We start from the raw sequence: 25912 nt of genomic DNA, 5'->3' as shown, positions 1-25912 counted from the left end.
TCCTGTGCGCCGGCTCGCACACCTCTGCAATCACCCCCAGACGGACGACACCTCGGGACCGCCGACGTTGCGTGCGCCCTCGAGGGCGCACGCCGACGGCAGCCGCGGCGACGGCGGCGGACGTCACCGGCGCAGCACGTCGAACCGCACGTCCCGCCACAGGGCGCGGGCCGGCGACCCGGCGTCGTCGCTCAGGTGGTCCTGGGGAACGGCCCAGACCTTCACCGGTGCGGCCCCGGCGGTGAGCGCGGGCCAGCCCGGGTCCCCGTCGGCGGCGAAGCCCGTCCAGGCGCGCATGATGCGACGGGACAGGGCGCGGTCCGGTTCGTCGGGGGCGCCGCCGATGAGGAACGCGGCGCCGGGCGCGTCCAGGTTGCCGAAGGCGAACGGGATGTCGGCGGTGTGCCAGGGCCGCGCCTGCCCGCCCGGCGTCCGGCGCCGGCGGGCGAAGCGGGACGCGTGGACCCGGCCGCCCGCGCGTGCGTGGCGCTCGGCGAGCCGACGGCCGTACTCGCCGAACACCGCGTCGCCGAAGAGGGCGAGATAGCGGTCGAGCAGCGGGGCGTCGGGCATCAGGACGCGATAGCCGTCGAGCAGGCGGGCGGGGAGACCGAGCGCTCGGACGAAGTCGGCGAGCCCGGTCTCCGACGAGATCTCCCGTACGCCGCCGACGGCGTGCAGGAACCAGCACTCCTCCACCGTGTGGCACACCAGGAGGTCCACGTCGCGGGCGACGCCCGTGTCCAGCGCGCAGAGCGGGTGCGCGGGCAGTACGTCGCCGTCCACGACCGGCTGGAAGACCACCGGGTCGTAGGCCTGCAGCGCCGCCACCGGGTCGTCCCGGAGCCGACCGGCGACTCTGTCGGACGCGGCCACCAGCCGGTAAGGGGAGGCGGAGAGCAGCCCTTCACCCGTCGGAGCGACACCGGCCTCGGCCGCGATCCGCCGGGCGACGGCGGCCGCCGTCGCCGGGGAGAAGAACGCGTTGGGCGCGCTGTGGACGATGGCCCTGCGGAACAGTCCGCGCGTCTCCTCCCTCGCCATCAGGCACGCGATCGATCCGGCTCCGGCGGAGTGCCCGGCCACCGTGACGCGTGCGGGGTCGCCGCCGAACGCGGCGATGTTGTCGCGGACCCAGCACAGGGCGGCCGTCTGGTCCAGCAGCCCCCGGTTGTCGGGGAAGCCCGGCACATGACCGAATCCCTCGAAGCCGACGCGGTAGTTGCAGGTGACCACGACCGCTCCGGCACGGGCGAGCGCGCCGCCGTCGAAGTCGGGCTGGGCGGAGGAGCCGAAGGTGTAGGCGCCTCCGTGGATCCAGAACAGCACCGGCAGGGGCCCGGCCTCCGAAGGCGTGGGCGCCCAGACGTTGACGCTGAGGACGTCCTCGTCGCCCGCGCGCCACGCCGGTGAGCCGGGCAGCCGCGCCGACTGCGGCGCGATGGGTCCGAAACCGCGGCAGTCCCGCGACGCGCCCGGGTCCAGGAGGGGCTTCGGCGCGCGGAAGCGATTCGCGCCGAAGGGCGCGACGGCGTACGGGATGCCGAGCACGGCCCTCACGCCGTCGCGCGAGAGGCTGCCGCGCACCACGCCGCTCGTCGTCCGGAACGTCGCCGCCCCCGTCTCCGTCCGCAGGCCGTCAGCCATGCGGCGCGCGGCTTGCGAGGCTCGGCCGGCCGGCGGGACGCGCACGGCGCGGCGCTCGGGTTCAGGCATCGAGCACTGCGGCGACGGCCTCGATCTCGACGAGCTGGTCGCGGTAGCCGAGCACGGTGACACCCATCAGGGTGCTCGGGACGTCGTGGTCGCCGAACGAGTCCCGGACCACCTCCCAGGCCTTCACCAGGTCCTCCTGCCGGGCCGACGCCACGAGCACCCGGGTGCTGATGACGTCGTGGAGCGACGCACCGGAGGCGGCGAGCGCCGTCCGCATGTTCTCGACGGCCCTGCGAGCCTGGCCGGCGTAGTCCCCGATCGCCGCCGTGGAGCCGTCCTCGTTCAGGGGGCAGGCACCGGCGAGGAAGATCAGACGTGACTCCGCGGGCGCCGTGGCCGCGTAAGCGTACTCGGCGACATCGGACAGGGCTGCGGAGCGGATCAGGGTGACGGCACGAGGCACGGTCTGCGGGTCCTTTCCCGGGGCGAGGAGCCCGGACATCCTTGCAAAGGCCCTGGCCTGACGCCTCCCAATTTTTCGAACGGCGTTACCGGGGGCCGGTGTTCAGCCGGCGCGAGATGTGAGGCCGAGAGCGGTGAGCGCGGCCTCGCCGGCAACCGCGTGGGCGTCTCCGGCGAGCAGCAGGGTCCGGGCCGCCTGGTAGCGGCAGCCCGCCGCCTCGAACGCCGTCGCGGCGGCGACCAGTCGCGCCTGGTCACCGTCCAACAGTGCTTCGGACCGGTCCAGTTGGGCGGTGGCGACGGGGTTGCCGGCGACCATGCCGCGGGCGGACCCGATCCGCTCGCGGGCGTCCGGGTGGCCGGCCAGCGCCGACGCCTCCGCCCGCACCGCCGCGTACCAGTGCAGCCAGACCCAGGTGACCCACTTCCACACCCGCTCCGGCGGCGGCGCCAGCCGCTCCAGGGCCGCATCCGCTTCCCCGTGGTGCAGCGACACCGTCGCGTCGAAGACCGCGCCGTAGCCGTGGCGGTGCTCGGACTCGTGGCCGGCCTCGTGGACGACCGCGAGCCAAGCCGCCCTGGCCTCGTGATCGCCGCGCAGCCCGTGGACCATCGCGACGGACGCGGCGGCCGGGCCGAGTGAGAACGACCGCTGCCGGCCGCCGCGCTCCCACGCGTCGAGGAAACGCGCGCCGCCCGCGAGCACGTCGTCGGCGGCGCCCGCGAAGGCGTCCGCGACCAGCAGCCAGGAGACGGCGTGATGACCGGCCTCGGCCAGCAGCGGATGACCGGCGAGCCGTCGGCCCCACCGCCGGGCCTGTTCCAGCTCTCCCACCCCCAGCGCGGTCGCGGACGCCATGGCCAGGGCGTCCATGCGCTCGTGCGCGGCGGCGGGCGTGCGCGGCGCCGCGGCGAGCACGTCGAGGCGGTGGCGCGCGGCGTCCGCCGCCCCGAACGGCCGGCCCGCCCAGCTGTGGGCGCCGGAGAGCGCGTCGAGAGCCGCGGACTCGGCCACCGGGTCGTCCGCCCGCCGGGCCAGTTCCACGGCCCGCTCGGCGTATCCGACCGTCTCGTGCGCGGTGTTGTCCGTGCCGCCCTGGACCGCGCCGAAGGCGTCCGCCACCACGGCGGCCTCGGCCAGTGCGACCGCCGCCCCGGCCGTCGGGCCTTCGTCGCTGGACAGCTCGCGCGCCGCCGCGAGCAGGCCGGCCGCCTCCTGCGCGGTGGGGACCCGTTCGAACGTGCTGGAAAAGCGGTACGCGACGGTGGCCGCCGCCGCCAGGTCGCGGGCGGCCGCCGCCGGGTCGCCGGCCCGGCGGGCCGCGTCCGCGGCGGCACGGTGCAGGCGGAGCATGTCGTCACCGAGCCGACGACAGCCGGCCACCCCGGCGGCCCGGCGCAGCGCGGCGGCGCCGCCGGCCGGGTCGCCCGCGGCGTCGGCGAGCGCCGCCGCCTGCTCGAAGCGCTGCTGGGCCTCGCCGACCAGGGTGCGGGCGAAGGCCAGGCCCGCCAGGGACAGTGCGAGGCGGCGGGCGTCCTCGCACTGCTCCGGGCGGTCGGCCGCCCAGGCCAGGGCGGCCCGCAGGTCGTCAGCCGTAGTGTCGAACCGTGCCCGGCGGCCCTCGTCCACGAACTCGAACTCGAACTCCGCCGACGCGTCTATCCGTTGGGCGTCCTCCAGGGCGGATGCGGCGCTCAGGCACCAGTTGAGGTGGCGGGAGCGGACGTCGGGCGTCTCGTCGGCGTCGGTCAGTCGCCGGGTCCCGTACTGGCGGACGGTCTCCAGCGCGCGGTACCGGACGCCTGCCGGGGACGGCGTCGCGGTCAGCAGACTCTGTTCGGCGAGTCGTCCGAGACCGTCGGCGACCGCGGCCGGGTCCAGCGGCGCGAAGGCTGCCACCGCGGCCGCCGCCCCGGCCGTGAAGGGCGCCGCGAACACCGAGATCCGCCGCAGCAGCGCCCGGTCCTGCGGCTCGAGCAGATCGTGGCTCCAGTCCAGCACCGCCCCCACCGAGCGGTGCCGGTCGTGCGCACGCGGCCCTCCGGCGAGCATGCGCAACTGGTCGGCGAGACCGGCCGTGAGGCCTTCCAGACCCAGGGCGGGATACCGCGCAGCCGCCAGCTCGATGGACAGCGCCATCCCGTCGAGGCCGGCGCAGAGGGCCGCGACGCCCTCGCGCGCCGCCGCGTCCGGTGCGCGTCCGGCCGCCGCCGCCCGCTCGGCGAACAGCGTCGCCGCCTCCGACTCCTCGCCGTCCGCCCAGGACAGCGGCGGCACCTCGAAGGCCCACTCGAACGGCACCAGCATCCGGGCGCGGCTCGTCGCGAGCACCTGCACGCCCGGACAGACCGTCAGCAGCCGCTCCACGAACGGGACCACGCCCTCGAGGATCTGCTCGCAGTTGTCCAGCACCAGCAGGGCCCGGTGGTCGGCCAGTGCGGCGAGCAGCGTCTCGTCGACGCCTCGACCCGGCTGCTCACCCGTGCCCACCGTCGCCGCGACCGCCGCGCCCACCCGTCCCGGATCGGTGACCGGGGCCAGATCCACGAACCACACCCCGTCGGGGAAGTCCCCGGCCGTCTGCGCGGCGACCGCCAGCGCGAGCCGGGTCTTGCCCACCCCGCCCGGCCCGACCGCGGTCACCAGCCGGCGCGTCTTCACGGCTTCGGCGAGCTCGGCGCGCTCCCGCGTCCGGCCCACGAACGCCGTCAGCGGTGTCGGCAGTGCGGGTGCCGGGCGTGTCTGCCCGGCGCGGGCGAGGTCGGCCGCACGCCGGGACAGGGTGCGCCGGTCCGGAGCCCGCAGCTTGCGCAGCAGCGCGGAGACGTGCGACTCCACCGTGCGTACCGAGATGAACAACTGCGCGGAGATCTCCGCGTTGCTGAGATGCTCGCCGAGCAGCGCGAGCACTTCTGCTTCCCGGGCCGAGATCGCTGGAGTGGACACCGGGACATTATCCGCTGCGGTTGCCGGGGCCCCGGCCGGTGCGGATCCTCGCCTCGGTCCTGTCCGTGGGTGCTTTCCGTGGTCCTGTCCGTGGTGCGTTCCGTGGTGCTCTCCGTGGTGAGCACGGATGCGGCGGCCACGGCGTCCGGGAGAGGCTGTGACCACGGCGTTCGGCCCCGGCAGGGGATCCCCGGGCGCCGCCGGCGACCATCTCACCCACCGCAGGAGCGACCATGACCGGATCGTCCGCACCGGCCTCCGAGAACACGGGCCCGCGGCCCGGGCCCACGTGCGCCGGACCCCGCCCCCGTGCGGTGCGCCGCCGCGACGCCGAGCACCGGCTCGCCCACGACGTCGACGTCTGGGTGGCCAGCGCCTCTCCCGAGGGCACGCCCCACCTCGTGCCGCTCTCCTTCGACTGGGACGGCCGCACACTGCTCATGGCCACCCCGGCGGACAGCCCGACCGGCCGGAACCTGACGGCCCGCCGGACCGCCCGGCTGGCCCTCGGTCACACCCGTGACGTCTGCGTGATCGATGGCGAGGCCGAGGCCCTCGCCATCGACGCCCTGCCGTCACGGCAGGGCGACCGGTTCGCCGAACGCACCGGCTTCGACCCGCGCACGCTCAGCACGCGATATCGATGGTTCCGCGTCACCCCGCGCCGCATCCAGAGCTGGCGCGAAGCGGACGAACTGACCGGCCGCGAGCTCATGCGCGACGGCCGCTGGCTCGCCTGAACGCCGCCGCGACATCGTTGATCCGAACCACGAAGTCCCTTTCCCTGCCTATCGTCTGATCGATCGTCGACAAAGGAGCTCCGTCATGACCGACACCCAGCAGCCCGCCCGCAGCAGCAGCGCCGCCCCCGAGAAGTTCGACGGGTTCACGGCCGAGGAACGCGACGCGATGAAGGAGCACGCCCGGGATCTCAAGGCGAGCGCGCGACGCAGCCCGCGCACCGCCAAGGCGGACGGCGAGAAGGACGTGCTCGCGAAGATCGCCGACATGGCGGACGCCGACCGCGTCCTCGCCGAAGGAGTGCACCGCATCGTCACGGCGGCCGCCCCGGACCTGGCACCCAAGCTCTGGTACGGCATGCCCGCCTACGCCCGGAACGGCAAGGTGGTGTGTTTCTTCCAGAGCGCGCAGAAGTTCAAGAGCCGCTACGCCACGCTCGGCTTCAGCGACCAGGCCGCCCTCGACGACGACGCCATGTGGCCCACGGCGTACGCCCTGACGAAGCTGGACGCCGCCACCGAAGCCCGTATCACCGAGCTCGTCGCGAGGGCCGCGGGCTGACCGCGACAGTCCCGCCGCCGTCAGCCCGCTCTGACGCGGCGGTCGTTCAGCCCCCTGCGCGTTCCACGGGGAGCCACAGCTCGGCGTCGGCCTCGGTCCCGTCCGGCGACGGACGGATGCGCAGGATCTCGGGGCCGGGAAGGCTGCGGTACGGATTGGCGGGGAACCACTCGGTGAACACGTCCCGCCACAGGATCTGGATGACTTCCGGCACCGGCCCGGAGGCGGTGAAGACCGCCCAGGTGCCGGCCGGAACGTCCAGGCGGGCGGTCCCCTCGGGCGCGGCCGCGGACGTGACCACCCCGTGGTAGTAGTCGAGTTCGGTGCCCTCGGCGCGGCTCGGGTCCAGGTCGTCGCAGACCGAGACGACACCCTGCGGCTCCTGGTCCGAGAGGTCCCGCAGATTCTCCAGGACGCCCGGGTCGATCCCGCGCACGAAGTCGATGATCGCCTGGTTGGGTCCCAAGTGCACCAGTGGCACCCGGGCCTTGAATCCGACGACACCGAAGTCCGGCCGGTCCACCACGCGATAGCGCATGCTGCTGCTCCCTTCGACGGTGAGGCGGAAGGCCAACCGGGGCTGGGAGACGAGCGCGGCGCCGGTGCGCCGGGCCTCGCCCGGGCCGACGCCGTGCACGGCGCGGAACGCCCGCGCGAACGCCTCGGCAGAGCCGTAGCCGTAGCGCACCGCGATCTCCAGCAGCGGCTCGCGCCCCGCGAGCACGTCGGCGCCCGCGACGGTCAGCCGCCGTCGCCGGACGTACTCCGACAGCGGCATGCCGGCCAGCGCGGAGAACATCCGGCGCAGGTGGTACTCCGAGGTGGCCGCGGTGCGTGCCAGCGCCGCCACGTCGACGACCCGGTCGAGACGGCCCTCGATGTGCTCCATGGCCTGGTTGAGCCGCTCCAGCACGCCAGGTCCCCTTCCTTTTCGTGATCACGACGCTAGGGCTCCCGCACCCCCGTGGACCCGACATCCTGTGCCCGATCGAGTCGGGTGCGCGGGGCATGTGAGAGGTGGATCACACTTCGGCCGCCGACGTCACACTCGGGCCCGCTCGCGCACTCTCAGTTCGCAACGCACCCGCGACGGAAGGCCCGAGAATGCACGACCCCCTGCCCGGCTCGCCGGAGCACCCCGAGGCGGTGGACCCCGAGGCGGTGGACCCCGGTGTGACACAGGTCTTCCACGACCACCGTGAGCTGCTGTTCTCCCTCGTCTACAACATGCTCGGCAGTGTCGCCGACACCGAGGACGTACTGCAGGAGACCTGGCTGTCCTGGGCGGCCCGGCACCGGGCGCCGGGCGCGGAGCGGATCGACCACCCGCGCGCCTACCTGGTGCGGATCGCCGTGAACGCGGCGCTCGCCCACCGGGACGCCGTCGACCGCCGTCGCGAGACCTACGTGGGCCCCTGGCTCCCCGAACCGCTCGTCGGCCCCCTCGCCACGACTCCCGCGCCCGACGACGCCGCCGACGCGACCCTGCGCGCCGAGTCGGTGTCGATGGCTCTGCTGGTGGTCCTGGAGACTTTGACCCCGCTGGAACGCGGGGTGTTCGTGCTGCACGAGGTGTTCGGCTACGCCCACACCGAGATCGCGGAGATCCTCGGCCGCAGCCCCGCGGCGATCCGTCAGCTCGCGCATCGGGCCCGGGAGCACGTGCACGCCCGCCGGCCCCGCTACGAACCCGACGCGCGCCTGCGGCAGCAGGTGACCGAGCGGTTCCTGGCCGCCGCGCTCGGCGGTGACCTCGACGCGCTCCTGCGGATGCTGGCGCCGGACGTCACCCTGTGGGGCGACGGCGGCGGCAGGGGGGTGGGCGGCCTGCGACCGCTGCACGGCCGGGACAAGGTCGCCCGGCTGTTCGCCGCCGTCGCGCCCCGCTCGGGCCAAGGGCTCCACATCGCCTATCGCAGCGTCAACGGCGACCCGTCCGCAGTGCTGTTCCTCGGCGACACCCCCTACGCCGTCCTCGTCCTCGATCTCACTCCGGACGGCGACCAGGTGTGCGGCATCTACGCGGTCGCCAATCCCGACAAGCTCTCCCACGTCGACTGACGCCCGGCCGGCGTCGACCGAACCACGAGGAATCCACGTGATGCGAAGAATGGTGTCCTGGCCCGGCGGCAGAACGGCGAAATGGGTCGTCCTCGCCGTCTGGACGCTCGTCCTGATCCCGGCTCTCCTGCTGGCCGGCCGGCTCGGCGACGTCGAGGAGAACGACAACGCGGCCTGGCTGCCCGACCACGCCGAGTCGACCGAGGCCGTCGCCCGGGCCGAGCGGTTGCGGCCCGCCGACACCCTGCCCGCGATCGTGCTCTACGACCGCCCGGAAGGCGTCTCGGCTGCCGACATGGGCAAGGCCCGGGCCGACGCCGAGGCCTTCAAGGGTGTCGCGAACGTGGTCGGGCAGCCGCAGGGCCCGGTGAAGGCGCGGGACGGCAGGGCGATCCGGACCGTTGTCCAGGTACGCAAGGACAGGACCGGCTGGGAGGGCGTCGGCAAGGTCGTGGACGCGCTCACCGAGGTGGGCGAGACCGACGCGGACGGGCTCGGATTCCACGTCACCGGGCCGGCCGGGCAGGCCTCCGACTCCATCAGGGCCTTCGGTGGTGGCGGCGGTCTGACGACGATCACCGCCGCTGTGGTGGTGGTCATCCTGCTGCTCACCTACCGCAGTCCGGTGCTGCCCCTGCTGCCGCTGCTGACCGCGGGCGGGGCTCTGGTCACCTCGGAGGCGGTGATCTACCTGCTGGCGCGGCACGCCGGACTCACCGTCAACAAGCAGACCGGCTTCATCCTGACGGTGCTGGTGTTCGGGGCCGCGACCGACTACGGCCTGCTGCTGATCTCCCGGTACCGGGAGGAGCTGCTGCGGCACGAGGACCGCCACGAGGCGATGGCCGAGGCGCTGCGCCGGTCGGTCTCCGCGATCGTCGCGAGCGCCGGCACCGTCGCGGTGAGCCTGCTGCTGCTGATGCTGGCCACCCTCAACTCCACGCAGGGGCTCGGTCCGGCCTGCGCCGTCGGCGTCCTCGTCGGACTGGTCGCCATGGTCACTTTGATGCCCGCCCTGCTGGTGGCCTGCGGGCGGTGGATCTTCTGGCCGGTGCGGCCGTCGCGGGGGGCGGGCACAGCGGCCGGGCAGGGCCTGTGGGACCGGGTCGGCGCCGCCGTCGCGGGCCGGCCCCGGACGGTGTGGATCGGTACCGCTCTCCTCCTCGGCGTCATGGCGACGGGCATGTTCGGACTGAGGTCCGACGGACTGTCCGGTACGGATCAGTTCACCGGCCGGCCGCAGTCGGTCGCCGGCGAGGAGATCATGTCGGCGCACTTCCCGGCCGGAGCGGGTGACCCTCTCCTCGTGGTGGCCGACGCGGCGTTCGCGGAGCCGGTGAGATCCGCGCTGGCCGCGGTCCCGGGAGTCGCCGGGGTCTCGGCGCCGATGGTCGGGGACGCGACGGCGATGATGCTCGCGGAGCTCGAGGACGACCCCAGCAGCACCGCCGCGATGCGTACCGTCGAACGTGCCCGGGCCGCCGTCCACCCCATCGAGGGCGCTCGGGCCCAGGTGGGCGGCAACACCGCGATCCTGCTCGACACGCAGAACGCCGCCGCCCGCGACTCCGCGGTGATCATTCCCATCGTGCTGGTCGTGGTGTTCCTCGTCCTCACGCTGCTGCTGCGGGCGGTCGTCGCACCGCTGCTGCTGATGGCGACGGTGGTGCTGTCGTTCGCGGCGGCCCTCGGGGTCAGCGGCCTGGTGTTCCGGCACGTGTTCGGCTTCGCCGGGACGGAGGCGTCCTTCCCGCTGCTGACGTTCGTGTTCCTGGTCGCGCTGGGCATCGACTACAACATCTTCCTCGTCACCCGGGTGCGCGAGGTGGCGCTGCTGCACGGCACCCGGCGCGGCGCGCTGACCGGGCTGTCCGCGACCGGGGGTGTCATCACGTCGGCCGGGCTCGTGCTGGCCGGCACGTTCGCGGCGATGGCCTCGCTGCCGTTGGTGTTCGCGGCCGAGCTGGGGTTCGCGGTGGCGTTCGGGGTACTGCTGGACACCCTCGTCGTCCGTTCGGTGCTGGTGACCGCGCTGACGCTGGACGTGGGCCGGTGGATGTGGTGGCCCGGCCGGCTGTTCCGGCGTCAGGACCCGCCGCCGCCGACGTCGTCGACGGGCGGACCCGCGCGCGAGCCGCTGCTTCGAGGGACGTGACGGCTCCGGGGCACGCTCCCGGGCACGTGACGGTCCTGACCGGGCAGACGACCGGCGCCGGCGTGGCGGGCTCACCGACCTGGCGCAGGAGGAGCGGCCAGGGCGACGGCTGCTTCCTCTGAGGCTCCTCAAGTCGCTTGGCAGGAGCGGGACACGGCGGCCACGATGACCGGCATGACGGGACTCGCGGGACTCAGCAGGAAACAGGACGTCGTACTGCTCATCCGGGACTCGGACCTGGTGGCGGCCGCCCTTCGGCAGGCGCTCGCCGAGGCCTCGCCCGAGGAGCGCCCCGGACTGGAACGCGCCGCCGCGCTGGTCGGGTCCACCGCCGCCGCCACCGAAGGTCAGCTGCGCGCCCGTTGGGTCCGTTCCCGGCTCGCCTCGGCCGGCTTCACCGGCGACCTGGCCTCGGTCTCGGCGGTGAAGGCGCTGCGCAAGGCGGAGCCGGAACTGAGCCTGCTGGCGGCCGTGCGTCTGCAGAAGGACGCGGTGGCGTTCCCGGAGTGAGCGAGAGGCGTCCGGGCGCTGGGCGCGGGGCCTGCCGCCCACCTCCCGCCGGTCGGGTCAGCGGGGCTTCCGCCAGGTCATGATCTCGGTGGCCGGGAGGCGTTCGGCGAAGCGGTCGTCGGGCGCCTCCTGCCGCAGGAGGGCGCGCAGATCCCGCTCGAAGTCACCCAGCCGGTCGCCGAAGAGATGGGGCGCGGAGTCGGACCGGGAGAACGCCCACGCCACGATGTCGTCCGCGGTGCGCTCGACCACCGTGCCGGCCGGCACGACATGTCGCCGGAAGTCCACGAACCCGGCCCGGGCCATGACGAGGTCCTCCCGGTTCGGCGTTCCGTTCAGGAGCCGTCCGCGTCCTGCCCGGCGCACCGGTCCGAGATATCGGCGCACGAGGGCGGCGATCCGGTCGTACGGGGGCGCCGGCGACGGCAGCGGTTCCTGCTCGGGGGGCGCGTCCCCGTGTCCGTGGTCGCTGACCAGGACGAAGGAGCCTCCCGGCTCCAGCATCCGCAGCACCGTGGCGGCGACGCGGTCCCGGTCGGTCCAGTGGAAGGACTGGGCGAACACCACCGCCCGGAACCGACCGAGCCCCGCCGGGAGGTCCTCGGCACGGGCGGCCACCCAGCGGGCGGTGACACCGAGACGGCCGGCCCGGCGTTCGGCCTCGGCCAGCATGTCCTCGTCCGGGTCGACGCCCACCGCCTCGGCGAAGTGGGGCGCGAGGGTGAGCAGCGCGGTGCCAGGGCCGCAGCCCACGTCGAGGAGTCTGCCCCGGCCGTCCAGAGCGAGGGCGTCGGCGACGGTCTCGGCCAAGCCGGGAGCGTACGGGAGTCTGCCCCGCTCGTAGTAGGCCGCGCTGCCCCGGAACAGCGAGCTGTCCCACTCCCAGCCGTCAGGCATCCCGTCTCCCCGCCGCCCGCCTCACGGACTCCGGCGTCATCCGCGGGCTTCGGGCGGTCGCCCTGTCCCGTCCGTCATGACCGGCAAGTATTCCACCTGCCGTGGTCCCGGTACCGAGTTCCTCCCGAACGGGTTGTCCCCCGTACGGTTCGCCGCTGCGTCGCGCCGGCCACGCCCCCGGCGCGGGTCCGCGGCGACTGCCCCGCGCGCGTGCGGGTCCGCTCACCGCACGGCGTCGGCCCGCCGGGCCCGTGAGGAGGCGTCAGCGGCGGCCGCGCAGCCGGGCCAGGAGGCCGCGCGCCTGGGCGCGGCGGCGCGGGTCGGCCGCGGCACGCCGCGCCTGCTCGATCGTGCGCTGCCCCTGAGGGCTTCGGGCGAACGTCTTGATGCGCTGGATGAGGCTCATCGCTCTGCTCCCGTGGGGTCCGTCGACGTCGTTCGTCGTCTCGACTCAGTGCTACCCCCGAACGGGTCGAACAGGCCGGTCGGGCGCGGGATCACGCGCACCGTGCCGCCGACGCCACGCCGAGGCCGCGCGTCACCTGGCCGACCGGAGTGCGGACGGGTACGGGCGCGGTCCGCGCGGCCGCGGGCGCGGTACGGGCCGGCCGCACCCGGTAGGTCGTCTTCGCGGGATCCGCGACGGGCTCGCCGAGCGTGATGCGTCCGGCGGCGTGCAGCGCGTCGCACTCGGCGCGGGACAGGGCGACATAGCAGCCTCCCCGGCCGCTTCCCGCGTCCAGCGGCCGCCAATAGCCGTAGATGCGCCGGCCGTTCGCGTGCTCGGTGACGAAGACGGGGGTACGCGGATCGGAGACGATGCGCAGGATGTCGGCTCCGGCACGGCTCGGCGGCTCCGCGGGGCGGGAGGGAGCCTTGCGCGTGGCGGTCCCCGCACCGCGCTCGTCCGGGAGGGGCAGACGTCGTGCCGCGGCTGGCCGGCGATTGGCGGTGGTCGGCATCATCGGTGACCTTTCCTGGACGGGGACTGGAGACCGCCTACCCGGCCGAGCCGGAGTTGATCTCTCTCCGGTGGCATCCTTCATCACACCACTGACAACGGGCCGTCCCTCGAGTGCCGTCGCCCTTGCGGCGCCTGACGGATCCTCACGACGTCAGGAGAAGAACCCCCGCGGCGCGGGCAGGCCCGGCGTGAAGGAGGACGGCGCGCTCATGACCCGGTCCAGGTCGCGGCGGATGCGTTCGGCCTCGCCGCGCACCTGTGCGGGCACATCACCTCGTTCGCTGACGAGGCGGTGGTAGATCGGGGTGTCGTCGAAGACGGGGGTCACCGAGGAGGCTCTTCTTTCGGGTCGAACCGGCGCTTACGGGCAGTCGCCTGACGGCCCGGCAGCGGAACCGCCGAACGGCGACATCATCGTATTGTCCCCGATGCGCCGCGGTGCGCGTGACTCGGGGCCCGTGGAGGGCTGTGCGGCGCCCGGGCGGCGGCGGCGTGCGGCGTCACCAGGACAGCGGGTCCCTTGCCGCGCAGGCCCGGCCGGCCAGGCCTTCCAGGGAGCCAGGCGCCGACTGTGCCCGCAGCAGCTGCGCGACGATCGCGGCCGTGGCGCGGTGCCAGTCGGCGCCGCGCCGGAGCATCGCGTGGTCGCCCCCGCGGACGAGGACGAGACCGGCCCGCGCGCCCGCCGACCTGGCCCGCCGCACGTACTCCTCGGACGCCCCGGGGTCGGTGACCCGGTCCCGGTCGCCGTGCAGGACGACGATCCGCGTCCCGGCGAGGTGGTCGACGGGTTCGCCGGGCGGGCACCACGGCGCCAGCGCAAGCACACCCCGCACCGCCGGGTCGGCGGCCGCACGCAGCGCGGCCCGGCCCCCCATCGAGTGACCGACCAGGGTCACGGGCACCTCGCTGGCGAGGCGCCGCAGTTCGTCGAGGGCTCGTGCCGTGTCGTCCACCGGGTCCGCGGTGGCGTTCCAGCCCTGGTAGCGGTAGCGCACCTCGCCCACGAGGACGTCCCGGCGGTCCGTCGACGCGACGGCGGCGCGCAGGACGGGACGCATGCGCAGAGCGGCCAGGTGCCAGGCCTTCGACGTCCTGCGGCTGTGCTCCCGGCCGCCGTGCAGCACCAGCACCGCGGCCCCGGCACGCGCCGCCGGCCGGCGCCGCACCACCAACGCGGTACCGACCGCCCCGACCGTACCGGTCGTGCCCGCTGTTCCTGCGCCCGCTGCCTCTTCGCCCACTGCCCCGCCGCCTCCCGTAGCTCGCCCCGGACCGCCGCGGACGTCCCGGGACACCTCCCGGCCGGCCCGGCGGACACGGCCGAGGATGTCAGAGACGGCCCGGGTCCGCAGGAGCGACGGCTCGCCCGGGGCGGGCACAGGGCTGCTCGGGCGCGGATGGCCCGGACTCGCCGGGTGCGCCGACGGCCCCGGACCGCTCCCGGGTGCGGACCACCGCGGCGCGCATCACGGGGCGGATCTCGTCGGGCAGGCGGCCGCACTCCACCCAGCGCAGCACCAGGTGGGCCACCTCGCGCAACTTGATGTTGGTGTGCTGGGAGACCTGCTTCAGCACGTCCCAGCTCTCCTGGGACGGAAGCCGGCACACCGCCGCGACCACACCGATCGCCTGATCGATGACGGCGTGCGAGGTCAGGGCTTGACGGAGCTGCTCCACCTCTTGCTCGAGCGCGGCCACTCTCCGTACGAGTTCGTCGTTCTCCGGCATGCGAGGTCGCTCTTCCTCCTCAGTCCCCGACAGTCGCCCGTCCGCAGACGAAAGCCTGCGTGGTGACGTCCGCGAGCGGGACGTCGTCACCAGCCTGGGCCCCCGCACCGCCGCCCCGCGATCCCGTGAACGAACGACATCGAGGGCGGCAGTCCGCGCAACGAAAAAAACACACCCTCCACGCCTCCCCCACAGGCATCCGGAACCGTACGCGGGGCAGATGTAGGCCGAGAGGGGCAGATCGCCCCGTGGCGAGGAGATCCGGGCGCATGCACACGCTCACGTTCGACAGTGACGACCTCGAGCTGACCGAGGACTTCCTCAGCCGCGCCTACGCCACCATGCGCATCGGCAGCAGCACTCCCGAGACCAGCAGGGCGCGGATCAGCCGCGGGGACCTCGGCGCGGTCACCGTCGACGAGCTCGACCTCGACTTCGACATGAGCTACGCCGTCACGCCGCTGGGCCGGATCTGTCTGTGCGTGGTCCACGAGGGCACCATCCGCGACCACGTCTACCCGGGGGTGGAGGACTCCTTCGGCCCCGGGGACGTGGTCTCCTTCGCGCCGCCGACGCAGTCCTATGCGGGCCGCATCTGCCGTGCCCGCTACAACATCACCATGCTGGACACCGACCTGCTGACCCAGGTGGCCGCCACCGCGGGAACCGCCGTCACCGAGCCGGTCCGGCTGACCGGGCACCGGCCGCACTCCCCCGAAGCGGGCAGACGCCTGCGGGGCACGATCTCCTACGTGCGCGACCACATCCTGGCCGACCCGGCGCTCGCCGAGCAGCCGCTGATCGCGTCGACGGCGGCCCAGCACCTGGCCGCGAACGTGCTCGCCGCGTTCCCCAACACGGCGCTGACCGACCCCACGGCCGCCGACCGGCGCGACGCGCACCCGGACATGCTGCGCCGCGCGCTGGCGTACATCGACGACCACGCCGACCAGCCGATCACCGTCGCCGACATCGCGGCGGCGGCGCACGTCACCGTCCGCGCCCTCCAGTACGCCTTCAGCCGCCACCTGGACAGCACCCCGCTGGCCCATGTGCGCCGTGTCCGGCTGTCCCACGCCCACCGGGAACTGCAGGCCGCCGCCCCGCACGAGGGGGCGACGGTCACCGGCATCGCGGCCCGCTGGGGCTTCCACCACCCGGGCCGCTTCGCCGCGCTCTACCGCGAGACCTATCTGCGCAGCCCGGGCCAGACCCTCCGGAGCGGCTGACCCGGGCCGGACCGACCCGGGTCGTCGTACGGCGGGCCTGGCAGGCGGACCGGCACCCGGTCCGGGACCGGCGCCCCCGGCGGGCGCGCCGATCAGCGCTCGGTCCGGCCGTCGCGGGTCAGCGGGCGGCGAGCAGTTCGAGGGTGTCGATCACTCGGTTCGAGAACCCCCACTCGTTGTCGTACCAGGCGACCACCTTGACGTGGCGGCCGTCGACGCGGGTGAGGGCCGAGTCGAAGATCGACGACGCCGGGTTGCCGGTGATGTCGGACGACACCAGCGCGTCCTCCGAGTACTCGAGGACGCCGGCCAGCGGCCCCTCGGCCGCGGTGCGGTAGGCCGCCAGCACCTCGTCGCGCGTCACCTCGCGGGCGACGGTCGTGTTCAGTTCGACGATCGACCCCACGGGGACCGGCACCCGGATCGAGTCGCCGGACAGCTTGCCGTCGAGGTTCGGCAGCACGAGCCCGATCGCCTTGGCGGCGCCCGTCGTGGTCGGGACGATGTTGACGCCGGCGGCACGCGCGCGGCGCGGGTCGCGGTGCGGGCCGTCCTGGAGGTTCTGCTCCTGCGTGTAGGCGTGCACGGTCGTCATGAAACCGTGCTCGATGCCGGCGAGACCGTCGAGGACGGCGGCCAGCGGGGCGAGCGCGTTGGTGGTGCAGGACGCGTTCGAGACGATCGTGTGGAGCTCGGGGTCGTAGGCGTCGGTGTTGACGCCGTAGGCGAGGGTGACGTCGGCGCCGTCCGAGGGCGCGCTGACGAGCACCTTGCGCGCGCCCGCGTCGAGGTGGGCGCGGGCGGCCTTCGCGGAGGTGAAACGGCCGGTCGCCTCCAGCACGATGTCGACGTCGAGGTCGGCCCACGGCAGCTGGGCCGGCTCGCGCTCGGCGAGCACCTTGATACGGCGGCCGTCGACGACGAGGGCGCCGTCCTCGACGGTGACCGGCCGGCCGAGCCTGCCGGACGTGGAGTCGAAGGCCAGCAGCCGCGCGAGGGCGGTGGGCTCGGTGAGGTCGTTGACGGCGACGATCTCGAGGTCGCTGTCGCGTTCGAGGAGCGCACGCAGCACGTTGCGTCCGATGCGGCCGAATCCGTTGACGGCGATGCGAGTCATGAGTGGTGTCCCTTCGGTTCGCCACCAGCCTCGCGCGGTACGGGTGGCGTCGGCCACGGCGTGAGCGCCACGGTTCGAAAGGATCCCGCCAACCGCGTCGGCGGCTCGGCTCGCCGCCGCTCGCCCGGGAGTACGGCTACTCGCCCCGGGTGAAGGTGCGCCGGTATTCGCTCGGCGTGGTGCCGAGGATCTGCTGGAAGTGCGTCCGCAGATTCGCGCCCGTGCCGAGCCCGACGTCGTTCGCGATCTGCTCGACCCCGCGCTCGGAGCGCTCGAGCAGCTCACGGGCCGCGTCGATACGGGCACGCATGATCCACTGCATCGGCGTGTACCCGGTGTCCTCGACGAAGCGCCGCGAGAAGGTGCGCTCGGAGACCGCCGCGTGGCGGGCCATCGCCTCGAGGGTCAGGGGCTCGTCGAGCCGGTGCAGGGCCCACTCGCGGGTGGCGGCGAACCGCTCGCCCAGCGGCTCCGGCACGCTGCGGGGCACGTACTGCGCCTGTCCGCCGCTGCGGTAGGGGGCCGCGACCAGCCGCCGGGCCGCGTGGTTGGAGGCCGCCACCCCGAGGTCGCGGCGCAGGACGTGCAGACAGAGGTCGATGCCGGAGGCGGCGCCGGCCGAGGTGAGCACACTGCCCTCGTCGACGAAGAGGACGTTCTCGTCGACCCGGACGTGCGGATGCCTCGCCGCGAGCGCCCGCGCGTAGTGCCAGTGCGTCGTGGCGCGCCGGCCGTCGAGCAGCCCGGTGGCGGCGAGCGCGAAGGCGCCGGTCGAGATGGCGGCGAGCCGGGCGCCCCGGGCGTGGGCGGCGATCAGCGCGGCGACGACGGCCTGCGGCGGGTCGTCGCGGTCGGGGAACCGGTAACCGGGGATGAAGACGACGTCGGCCCACTCGAGCGCCTCCAGCCCGTGGGCGACGTGGTAGGACAGTCCGTCGCCGCCGCTCACCGGTCCGGGCGCCGCACCGCAGACCCGGACCTCGTACGGCATGCTCGCGCGGGTCGTGAACACCTGCGCCGGGATGCCGACGTCGAGGGGCTTCGCTCCGTCGAGCACGAGGACGGCGACGCGCCGGAGGCGGGAGGACGACATTCGCCACAGGGTACGGGGCGAGCACCGGAGCGCGTCCGCCGCGGCGAGGCGTCGAAGGCGTCATGGGGAGGGAGCACCGCGGCGGGCCGGGCGGTGAACACGCCCGCGGCCGTGCGCGTATGGCTCTGCGACGGTTCGTGGAAAGGCGCGGTGCTCACGTGACAGCTCATTCCCCCCACTCCGGTCACCGCAGGCGTCAGAACCGGACCCCGCTGATCGCCGCCGCCGCGGCCGGCGTCCTCGCGGTCACCCTGGCGGCGCAGGCGGCCCTCGCGAGCGGGGAATCCGGGGCGGCCGCCGCACCGGCCGGAGCCCGCGCCCTCGCCGTACCCCGGACCGCGAGTGAGGTGCGGCTGACCGCGACCCGGCGGGTCACCGGCGTCCTCGACGGCGCGCGGACCCGGTTCACCGGAGCGGGGGCCCTGGGCGGTGACGGTCGGCAGGCAGGCCGTACACCGCTGTTCGAGCTGGCGGACGGCGCCGTCCTGAAGAACGTCGTCCTGGGCGCTCCCGCCGCCGCCGGCGTGCGCTGCCTGGGCAGTTGCACCCTGGAGAACGTGTACTGGGAGGACGTCGGCGAGCACGCGGCCGCCTTCCTCGGCAGGTCCGCGGACGCCGTGTACACCGTCAGCGGCGGCGGCGCCGCCGACGCGGCGGGCACGGTGTTCCGGTTCGACGGGGCGGGCACGTTGACCGTCCGCGACTTCGCCGTGGCCGGCTTCGGGGAACTGGTGCGCTCCTGCGGCGACTGCGGTGAGCAGTTCCGGCGGGACGTGGTGCTGGAGAACGTCACGGCCACCGCTCCCGGCCGCGAACTGGTCGGCGTCAACGGCAACTTCGGTGACACCGCCCGGCTGAGCGGCGTCACCGTGGTCGGCGACCCGGGCCGGGACATCGTGCCCTGCCAGAAGTTCGAGGGGGTCACCGGCGGCGACCCGGCGAAGGCGGACGCCGGACCCGACCAAGTGAACTGTCTCTTCGAGGAGTCCGACGTCACCTTCCGGTGAGCACGCGGTCACGGCCCGCCGGACCCGGTATCCGGGTCACCCGGTCACCCGGTCACCCGGTCACAGCTTGGCGCCGAAGTTCTGCGTCCACCACGGGCCGCCGGCTCCGTCGTGGATGCCCACGCCGATGTTCTTGAAGTCGCAGTTGAGGATGTTGGCACGGTGGCCGGGACTGTTCATCCAGGACGTCATCACCGACTGCGCCGTCTGCTGCCCCTTGGCTATGTTCTCGCCGTACGTGGACCAGCGGTAGCCGGCGGCGGTGATGCGCCGGCCGGGGTCGGCGCCGTCGGGGTTGGTGTGGTCGAAGAAGTCGCGCGCGGCCATGTCGTCCGAGTGTCCCTGGGCGGACTTGCGCAGCAGCGCGTCTCCCGTGAGGGGACCGCAACCCGCGGCCGCCCGTTCCTTGTTGACCAGGGCGATCACCTGACTCTCACGGTCGGACGGGCCCGACTGCGTGAACGGCGTCTTCGAGGCGGACCGCCCCGCGCCGGCGGCCGGCTTCGCCGGCGCCTTCACCGGGGCGCTGCGGGAGGGGCGGGCGCTCGGCGAGGCGCTCGCGGCCGGTGACTTCGAGGCCGACGGCGAGGCGGAGACCGACGCGGACGGCGAGGGCGACGCACTCGTGCGGCCGGCGTCCGGGGAGGGCCGGTCGGAGATCAGTGCGTCGTCCGCGGGCTGCACCGCGGTGCTCTCCCGGGACCCCGTCCCCGGCTGCGTCCCGAAGTAGTAGAGCCCGCCGCCCGCCACGCACGCGGCCACCACCGCCGTGCCGACCGCCCGCCGCCGCGTGCGCCGTCGGCGGCGCGCCGCGCTGCGGGAGACCGTTCGGTCCCCGGAGGCACGACGGGACTTCCGCACGATCACGGAGGGATCCCCGTCCGCGGACGCCGGGGCGGCCGAGGCGGCCAGCGCGACGGTGTCGGCGGCGCCGGGGGTCCTCACCAGGAGCGCGGACGACACGGCGACCAGCGCCAGCCCGGCCAACAGTCCCTCCGCGGGCAGCAGTCCGCTCCACAGGCCCGAGCACCTGGCGCAGCCGCGGGCGTGGCGGGCTATGCGCTTGCGCCACAACGCCGAGGGCCGGCCGTCGAAGTCCGCGAGGGCGCCCCGCAGTTCCGCGCACGGCGGCTGCGCGTCCAGCGCCCGCACCACCACCCTCGCCGCCTCCAGCTGCGCCTTCATCCGCTGCACGCGTACGGCCGTGTGCGGCGGTGTCAGCGAAAGGGCGTCGGCGATCTCGGCGCGGGTCAGCTCGCCGGCGCACTCCAGCCACCACAGGGACAGCAGGCCGCGGTCGTCGGGCTCCAGCCAGCGCGTGGCGCGCGCGGTCTCCTGCCGCTGGCCGGACAACTGCAGCTGCACGATGGTCAGGTCCACGAAGTCGGCGCCCGGATCGGCCACCTCGTCGGCCTCCTCCATGCCGCCCTGAGCGGGCTGGAGGCGGTTGAAGTGCGCGCGGACCTGGTTCATCGCGATGGCCACCAGCCAGGAGCGGAAGCTCTCGGGCGACCGCAGCGCGCCAAGCGAGTCGAGGGCGCGCAGCATGGTGTCCTGCACGACGTCGTCCACGTCCACCGAACCGTTCAACGCCCGGCCCACGATGTTGTAGACCAGCGGGAGGTAGGCGCCGACGAGCGCGTCCTGAGCCGCCTGGTCGCCCGCCCGGGCGGCCCGCACCAGCTCCGTGGCGTCGATCGTGTGCCGTTCGCTCATTGCTGCTTCCCTGTCCTCGACTCCGAACGATGCTGTCCCTCGCTTCGGGGATCACCGCGGGAGCACCGGATAACGGTTCTTCGGAAAAACGTGCGAGGAGAGAGTCGCCGCTGCGGCGGTGCGGGCGCAATGGAGGCGGTCACACCGCGGCGGCGGACCGGGAGCGGACCACGCCTGCGCGGACGCCTGAACGCCACGGACGCGCGAGGGAACCGGCGAGGAGTGCTGGCACCGATGGACAAATGAAGTTAGGCTAACCTAAGTTCATCGAGGACGTCGCCAAGTGCCGTGCGCCATCGGTCCGGAGGGAAACGTGAGGAAACCGGAGCCGCCCGGCCGGAGAGTCCTGCACCGGGCCGTGCGCGAACAGCGCCGCGACGTCGCCCTGGGCGCCGTCCTCGGCATGGGCCACCAGACGGGTGAGGCCCTCGTGCCGGTGCTCATCGGACTGGCCGTCGACGAGGGCGTCGTGGAAGGAGACGTGCCCGGTCTCCTTTTGTGGCTGGGCATCCTGGCCGCGGTCTACGTCGGACTCTCCGTCAGCTTCCGCGGCAGCGCACGGGCCGGTGAACGCGCCTCCCTGACCACCGCCCACCGGCTCAGGGCCGAACTGGTGGCCCGTGTCCTCGCCCCCGAAGGGGGCGCGGAGGAGGGCCGGTTGCCGGGTGAGCTGGCCACCATCGCGACGGAGGACGCCAAACGGGTCGGCGCCGTCATGATGGCCCTGATCGTCGCCATCGCGTCCGCGACCGGTCTGGCCGTCGGCGCCGCCGTCCTGCTCGGCGTGTCCCTCCCCCTCGGGCTCCTCGTCCTGACGGGCGCCCCGCTGCTCCTGTGGCTCGCCCACCTGCTGAGCAGGCCGCTGGAGCGGCGCAGCGAGACCGAGCAGGAAAAGGCGGCGCGGGCCTCGGGAGTGGCGGCGGACCTGGTGGCGGGGCTGCGGATCCTCAAAGGCATCGGCGCCGAGCGCACGGCCGCCTCCCGCTACCGGCGGATCAGCCGGGAGTCCCTGACCGCCACCCTGCGCGCAGCCCGCGCCGAGGCCTGGCAGAACGCGGTGGTGACCGTCCTGACGGGTCTGTTCCTCGCACTGGTCGCGCTGGTCGGAGGGCGGCTCGCGGCACGCGGGGACATCGGCGTCGGCGAACTCGTCTCGTCCGTAGCGCTCGCCCTGTTCCTCATCGGCCCGCTCTCCGAATTCTCCTGGGTGTACGCCGAGTTGGCCCAGGGCCGCGCCTCCGCCGGCCGGATCGCGGGCGTCCTCGAAGCGAAGCGTGCCGTGTCCCCCGCTCCGGCGCCGTGCCGGGCTCCCGTGCCGCGCGCGGGCGACGGACCCGGGCTGCCGCTGCGGGTGCGCGCTCTGGCCCACGGCCCCCTGCGGGACCTGCACCTCGACGTGCGCGCCGGCGAGACGGTCGGCGTCGTCACCACCGACCCCGCCGACACCTCGGCACTGCTGCGCTGCCTCGGGCGCCGCTGCGACCCGGAGGCCGGGACCGTCGAACTGGACGGCACGGATCTCACCGCGATGGACCTGACGGAGCTGCGGGCCGCGCTCCTCGTCGCCGAGCACGACGCGGACCTGTTCGAGGGCACCCTGCTGGAGAACGTCACCGCCGTCGCGCCGCCCGGCGCCCCGGTCGCCGCCGTTCTCACCGCCTCCGCCACCGACGAGGTCGTGCGCACCCTGCCCGACGGCTGCGACACCCCCGTCACGGCACGCGGGCACTCGCTGTCGGGCGGCCAGCGCCAGCGGGTGGCCCTGGCGCGGGCGCTCGCCGCCGACGCGCCGGTCCTCGTCCTGCACGAACCCACGACGGCCGTCGACGCCGTCACGGAGGTCCGCATCGCCGGGGGGATCAGGGAGATCCGCGCGGGCCGCACCACCGTGCTGGTCACCAACAGCGCCGCCCTGCTCGCCGTCACCGACCGGGTCGTCCTCCTCGACGGCGGCCGGATCGCCGCGAACGGCGGCCACGAACAACTCGTAAGCGCCTGCGCCCCCTACCGGACGGCGGTCCTGTCATGACCTGTTCCCCGCCGGCCGCCGACCGGCCCGGGACGGCGGCGGGCACGCCCTCGCTCCTGCCCGTCGCCTCGCCCGCCCGCACGCGGGCGGCCGTCGTGGCACTCGTCCGGCCGCAGCGTCGCCTGGCGCTGGCCGCGCTCACCGTGATGACGGCCGCGACCGCCGTCGGACTGCTCGTGCAGCCGCTGCTGGGCCGGATCGTCGACCTCGCCGCCGACCGCGGCTCCGCGAACGCCGTCACGGTCACCGCGGCCCTGCTCGCCGCCGTCGCCGTCGTGCAGGGCCTCACCACCGGGCTGGGTCTGTCGCTGATCTCCCGGCTCGGCGAGACGACGCTGGCCCGGCTGCGCGAGCAGTTCGTCGAACGCGCCCTGGCCCTCCCCCTGGACCGGGTCGAGAAGGCCGGTGCCGGCGATCTCACCGCCCGGGTCACCGCCGACGTGTCGCTCATCGCCGACGCCGTGCGCAGCGCCCTGCCCGAACTGGCCCGGTCCCTGCTCACCATCGTCCTCACCCTGGGCGCGCTGGCCCTGCTGGACTGGCGGTTCCTGCTGGCGGCGCTGCTGGCGACGCCGGTTCAGGCGGCCACCGCACGCTGGTACGTCACCCGGGCCGTACCGCTCTACGCCGAGCAGCGCGTCGCCGGCAGCGCCCAGCAGCAACAGCTCCTCGACACGGTCGGGGGCGGCTCCACCGTGCGGGCGTTCCGGCTGGAGCACGCCCACACCGAGCGGGTGGCCGAACGGTCGGCGGCGCTGGTGGCGTTGATGATGCGCGGCGTCCGGCTGGTGCTCGGCTTCTACAGCCGCCTGCACGTCGCCGAGTACATCGGCCTGGCGGCGGTCCTCACCACCGGCTGCTGGCTGGTCGGCCGGGGGACGGCGTCCATCGGTACGGCGACCGCGGCGGCCCTGTACTTCCACAGCCTCTTCGGCCCCGTGAACGCGGCCCTCGTCCTCCTCGACGACGCCCAGTCGGCGACCGCCGGACTGGCCCGGCTGGTCGGCGTCACGGATCTGCCCCGGCCCTCGGCTCCGCGGCACCCGGCGTCCGTCGGCGACGTGGACGTCACCGTGCGCGGGGTCGGCCACGCCTACCGGCCCGGGCATCCCGTGCTCAGCGGCGTGGACCTGACGATCCGGCCGGGCGAGCGGGTGGCGCTCGTCGGGGCCAGCGGGGCCGGCAAGACCACACTGGCCCGGCTCGTCGCCGGCATCCAGCAGCCCACCGAGGGCACCGTGCTGGTCGGCGGCGTGCCGCCGGCCGAACTGGGCCCGGCGGGCCCGGGGGGCACGATCACCCTGCTCACCCAGGAGACCCATGTCTTCGCCGGCTCCCTCGCCGACGACCTGCGCCTGGCCCGGCCGGACGCCACCGACGACGAACTGCGGGCCGCGCTCGCACACGTCGACGCCCTCGACTGGGCCGAGGCACTCCCCGACGGCCTGCACACCGTGGTCGGCGACGGCGGACACCGGCTCAGCGGCGCGCAGACCCAGGCGCTGGCGCTGGCCCGGCTGATGCTCACCGACCCGCCGCTGGTGATCCTGGACGAGGCCACGGCCGAGGCGGGCAGCGCCGGCGCCCGAGACCTGGAGAAGGCCGTCGCCCGCGCCGTGGACGGCCGGACCGCGCTGATCGTCGCCCACCGTCTCAGTCAGGCGGCGAGTGCCGACCGCGTCGTCGTCATGGACGGCGGACGCGTCGTCGAGACCGGCACGCACGACGAACTGCGCGCGGGCGGGGGGCCGTACGCGGCGCTGTGGGCGGCCTGGTCCGACACCCGCACCCCCGGCTCCTGACCGAGGGACCGCGCACCCACCCACCCACCGACCCGGACGCTCCCCCACGACCCGCGCCCCTCCCCGTCCGCCGGCCCGCGCCTCCCCCACCGACCCGCTCCACCGAGAAACCGAACGAAGGACCGCCGATGCCCCGCTTCCGCCGAGCGACCAGAACGGCCGCCGCCCTGGCCTCCGCACTCGTCATCCTCGCCACCGCAGCCGCCTGCGGCGGCGGCTCGGACTCCGGCTCGTCCAACGCCGGTTCACCGGCGTCCTCCTCCGGGGGTTCCGCGTTCCCCGTCACCATCGCCCACAAGTACGGCAGCACGACGATCACGTCGGCGCCGAAGCGGATCGTCACCGTGGGCCTCACCGACCAGGACTCCGTGCTCGCCCTCGGCGTGGTGCCGGTCGGGACCACCGAGTGGATCGGCGGCTACCGGGGGGCCGTGGGCCCGTGGGCCGCCGGGAAGCTGGGAGGGGCGGCGGCCCCGACCGTGCTGAAGGACACCGGCACCGGCCCGCAGGTGGAGAAGATCGCCGCGCTCAGGCCCGACCTGATCCTCGGCGTGTACGGCGGCCTCACCAAGGAGCAGTACGCGTCGCTGTCGAAGTTCGCGCCGGTGGTCGCCCAGCCCAAGGCGTACAACGACTACGGCGTGCCGTGGCAGGAGCAGACGGAGACGATCGGCAAGGCTCTCGGGAAGTCCGCGCAGGCGGCCGCGGTCGTCAAGGAGACGGAGGCGAAGATCGACGCGGCGGTGGCAGCGCACCCCGAGTTCAGGGGGAAGAGCGCCGTGATGGCGACCCCCTACGAGGGCGTCTTCGTCTACGGCAGCCAGGACCCCCGCTCACGGCTGCTCTCCGACCTCGGCTTCTCCCTGCCCGCCGACCTCGACAAGGTGATCGGGGACCGGTTCGGCGCGAACATCAGCAAGGAGCGCACCGATCTCCTCGACCAGAACGTCGTCGTGTGGATCGTCGGCGATGTCGCCGAGGACGCGGCCAAGCTGCACAAGGACGCCGCCTACAAGAACCTGAAGGCGGTCTCGGAGGGGCGCGAGGTCTTCATCGACGAGACCGGCGACTACGGCAACGCGGTGTCCTTCGGCACCGTCCTCAGCCTGCCGTACGAGATCGAGCGGATGGTTCCGCAGCTGGCGGCGGCCGTGGACGGCAAGCCGGCCACGAAGGTGGAGCAGCCCGCCTCCTGACCCGGACGCAAAGGGGCATGACGGAGGGGGCCGACGGC

23 protein-coding genes are annotated in these 25912 nt (G+C 74.3%); 10 read left to right on the top strand and 13 right to left on the bottom strand.

All coding sequences use genetic code 11. The features are described from left to right. Positions 1-123: 123 nt before the first annotated feature. From C6376_RS42510 to C6376_RS42500, 3 genes are all read right to left on the bottom strand, one after another. Entirely contained in the window at positions 124-1647 is a 1524-nt protein-coding gene (locus C6376_RS42510) for a carboxylesterase/lipase family protein (protein WP_107448514.1), read from the bottom strand. A gap of 61 nt (positions 1648-1708) precedes the next feature. Then, positions 1709-2119 (bottom strand): RidA family protein, encoded by a 411-nt coding sequence (locus C6376_RS42505; protein ID WP_107449501.1) that lies wholly within the window; start codon positions 2117-2119, stop codon positions 1709-1711. Positions 2120-2221: 102 nt separating this feature from the next. After that, positions 2222-5065, bottom strand: a complete 2844-nt coding sequence (locus C6376_RS42500; protein ID WP_107448513.1) for a LuxR C-terminal-related transcriptional regulator — start codon at positions 5063-5065, stop codon at positions 2222-2224. A 233-nt stretch (positions 5066-5298) separates the two neighbouring features. Between C6376_RS42500 and C6376_RS42495 the strand changes: the two genes are divergently transcribed. After that, positions 5299-5805, top strand: coding sequence for a pyridoxamine 5'-phosphate oxidase family protein (locus C6376_RS42495; RefSeq protein ID WP_107448512.1), 507 nt, complete (start codon positions 5299-5301; stop codon positions 5803-5805). Between the two features lie 85 nt (positions 5806-5890). Continuing rightward, positions 5891-6367, top strand: coding sequence for an iron chaperone (locus C6376_RS42490; RefSeq protein WP_107448511.1), 477 nt, complete (start codon positions 5891-5893; stop codon positions 6365-6367). Between the two features lie 46 nt (positions 6368-6413). Here the strand turns inward: C6376_RS42490 and C6376_RS42485 are convergent, their stop codons facing one another. Continuing rightward, positions 6414-7280 carry an AraC family transcriptional regulator gene (locus tag C6376_RS42485; protein ID WP_107448510.1) on the bottom strand — a complete coding sequence of 289 codons (867 nt, stop codon included), beginning with the start codon at positions 7278-7280 and terminating at the stop codon, positions 6414-6416. A 191-nt stretch (positions 7281-7471) separates the two neighbouring features. Here C6376_RS42485 and sigJ point away from each other — a divergent pair, with 191 nt between their 5' ends. The 3 genes from sigJ (at position 7472) to C6376_RS42470 (ending at position 11093) form a co-directional block, all read left to right on the top strand. Continuing rightward, positions 7472-8428 carry an RNA polymerase sigma factor SigJ gene (gene sigJ, locus C6376_RS42480; protein ID WP_107448509.1) on the top strand — a complete coding sequence of 319 codons (957 nt, stop codon included), beginning with the start codon at positions 7472-7474 and terminating at the stop codon, positions 8426-8428. 40 nt (positions 8429-8468) lie between these two features. Beyond that, positions 8469-10583: an MMPL family transporter gene (locus C6376_RS42475; protein ID WP_173985840.1), complete on the top strand. Its 2115-nt coding sequence runs from the start codon at positions 8469-8471 to the stop codon at positions 10581-10583. A 174-nt stretch (positions 10584-10757) separates the two neighbouring features. Then, positions 10758-11093, top strand: coding sequence for a hypothetical protein (locus C6376_RS42470; protein WP_107449500.1), 336 nt, complete (start codon positions 10758-10760; stop codon positions 11091-11093). Between the two features lie 57 nt (positions 11094-11150). Here C6376_RS42470 and C6376_RS42465 read toward each other — a convergent pair whose 3' ends face one another. The 6 genes from C6376_RS42465 to C6376_RS42450 all read right to left on the bottom strand — a co-directional run bounded on the left by C6376_RS42465 (position 11151) and on the right by C6376_RS42450 (position 14685). Then, the gene (locus C6376_RS42465) at positions 11151-11990 is read right to left on the bottom strand and encodes a class I SAM-dependent methyltransferase (RefSeq protein ID WP_107448507.1); all 840 of its coding nucleotides are present in this window, start codon (positions 11988-11990) and stop codon (positions 11151-11153) included. Positions 11991-12252: 262 nt separating this feature from the next. Beyond that, entirely contained in the window at positions 12253-12396 is a 144-nt protein-coding gene (locus tag C6376_RS44645) for a hypothetical protein (protein WP_173985839.1), read from the bottom strand. A 91-nt stretch (positions 12397-12487) separates the two neighbouring features. Next, positions 12488-12955, bottom strand: coding sequence for a cell envelope biogenesis protein OmpA (locus C6376_RS46055; RefSeq protein WP_254076297.1), 468 nt, complete (start codon positions 12953-12955; stop codon positions 12488-12490). A 150-nt stretch (positions 12956-13105) separates the two neighbouring features. Beyond that, complete coding sequence (locus tag C6376_RS44640; RefSeq protein WP_173985838.1) at positions 13106-13282, bottom strand: hypothetical protein; 177 nt, start codon at positions 13280-13282, stop codon at positions 13106-13108. 172 nt (positions 13283-13454) lie between these two features. Continuing rightward, the gene (locus tag C6376_RS42455; RefSeq protein ID WP_107449499.1) at positions 13455-14129 is read right to left on the bottom strand and encodes an alpha/beta hydrolase; all 675 of its coding nucleotides are present in this window, start codon (positions 14127-14129) and stop codon (positions 13455-13457) included. Between the two features lie 157 nt (positions 14130-14286). Then, entirely contained in the window at positions 14287-14685 is a 399-nt protein-coding gene (locus C6376_RS42450; protein WP_107448506.1) for an ANTAR domain-containing protein, read from the bottom strand. A 269-nt stretch (positions 14686-14954) separates the two neighbouring features. Between C6376_RS42450 and C6376_RS42445 the strand changes: the two genes are divergently transcribed. Next, the gene (locus tag C6376_RS42445; protein ID WP_107448505.1) at positions 14955-15914 is read left to right on the top strand and encodes a helix-turn-helix transcriptional regulator; all 960 of its coding nucleotides are present in this window, start codon (positions 14955-14957) and stop codon (positions 15912-15914) included. Between the two features lie 118 nt (positions 15915-16032). Here the strand turns inward: C6376_RS42445 and gap are convergent, their stop codons facing one another. Together gap and C6376_RS42435 are read right to left on the bottom strand one after the other, a co-directional pair. Beyond that, entirely contained in the window at positions 16033-17031 is a 999-nt protein-coding gene (gap, locus tag C6376_RS42440; protein WP_107448504.1) for a type I glyceraldehyde-3-phosphate dehydrogenase, read from the bottom strand. A 136-nt stretch (positions 17032-17167) separates the two neighbouring features. Next, positions 17168-18124 (bottom strand): GlxA family transcriptional regulator, encoded by a 957-nt coding sequence (locus tag C6376_RS42435; RefSeq protein ID WP_107448503.1) that lies wholly within the window; start codon positions 18122-18124, stop codon positions 17168-17170. A gap of 158 nt (positions 18125-18282) precedes the next feature. Here C6376_RS42435 and C6376_RS42430 point away from each other — a divergent pair, with 158 nt between their 5' ends. Continuing rightward, entirely contained in the window at positions 18283-19131 is an 849-nt protein-coding gene (locus tag C6376_RS42430) for a pectate lyase (RefSeq protein WP_254076296.1), read from the top strand. Between the two features lie 60 nt (positions 19132-19191). Here the strand turns inward: C6376_RS42430 and C6376_RS42425 are convergent, their stop codons facing one another. Continuing rightward, on the bottom strand, positions 19192-20847 hold the full coding sequence (locus C6376_RS42425) for a sigma-70 family RNA polymerase sigma factor (RefSeq protein WP_107448501.1): 1656 nt from the start codon (positions 20845-20847) through the stop codon (positions 19192-19194). Between the two features lie 313 nt (positions 20848-21160). On the opposite strand from C6376_RS42425, the gene C6376_RS42420 reads away from it, so the two are divergent. The 3 genes from C6376_RS42420 (at position 21161) to C6376_RS42410 (ending at position 25874) form a co-directional block, all read left to right on the top strand. Next, a complete protein-coding gene (locus C6376_RS42420) occupies positions 21161-22876 on the top strand; it encodes an ABC transporter ATP-binding protein (RefSeq protein ID WP_107449498.1) in 1716 nt (571 codons plus the stop codon). Beyond that, positions 22873-24678 (top strand): ABC transporter ATP-binding protein, encoded by a 1806-nt coding sequence (locus C6376_RS42415; RefSeq protein ID WP_107448500.1) that lies wholly within the window; start codon positions 22873-22875, stop codon positions 24676-24678. The genes C6376_RS42420 and C6376_RS42415 overlap by 4 nt, the downstream gene beginning before the upstream one ends. A 128-nt stretch (positions 24679-24806) precedes the next feature. Then, positions 24807-25874 carry an iron-siderophore ABC transporter substrate-binding protein gene (locus tag C6376_RS42410; RefSeq protein WP_107448499.1) on the top strand — a complete coding sequence of 356 codons (1068 nt, stop codon included), beginning with the start codon at positions 24807-24809 and terminating at the stop codon, positions 25872-25874. Positions 25875-25912: the final 38 nt, after the last annotated feature.

The organism is Streptomyces sp. P3 (assembly GCF_003032475.1).
GTDB lineage: Bacteria > Actinomycetota > Actinomycetes > Streptomycetales > Streptomycetaceae > Streptomyces.
This window is presented reverse-complemented; position numbering and strand designations above follow the sequence as displayed.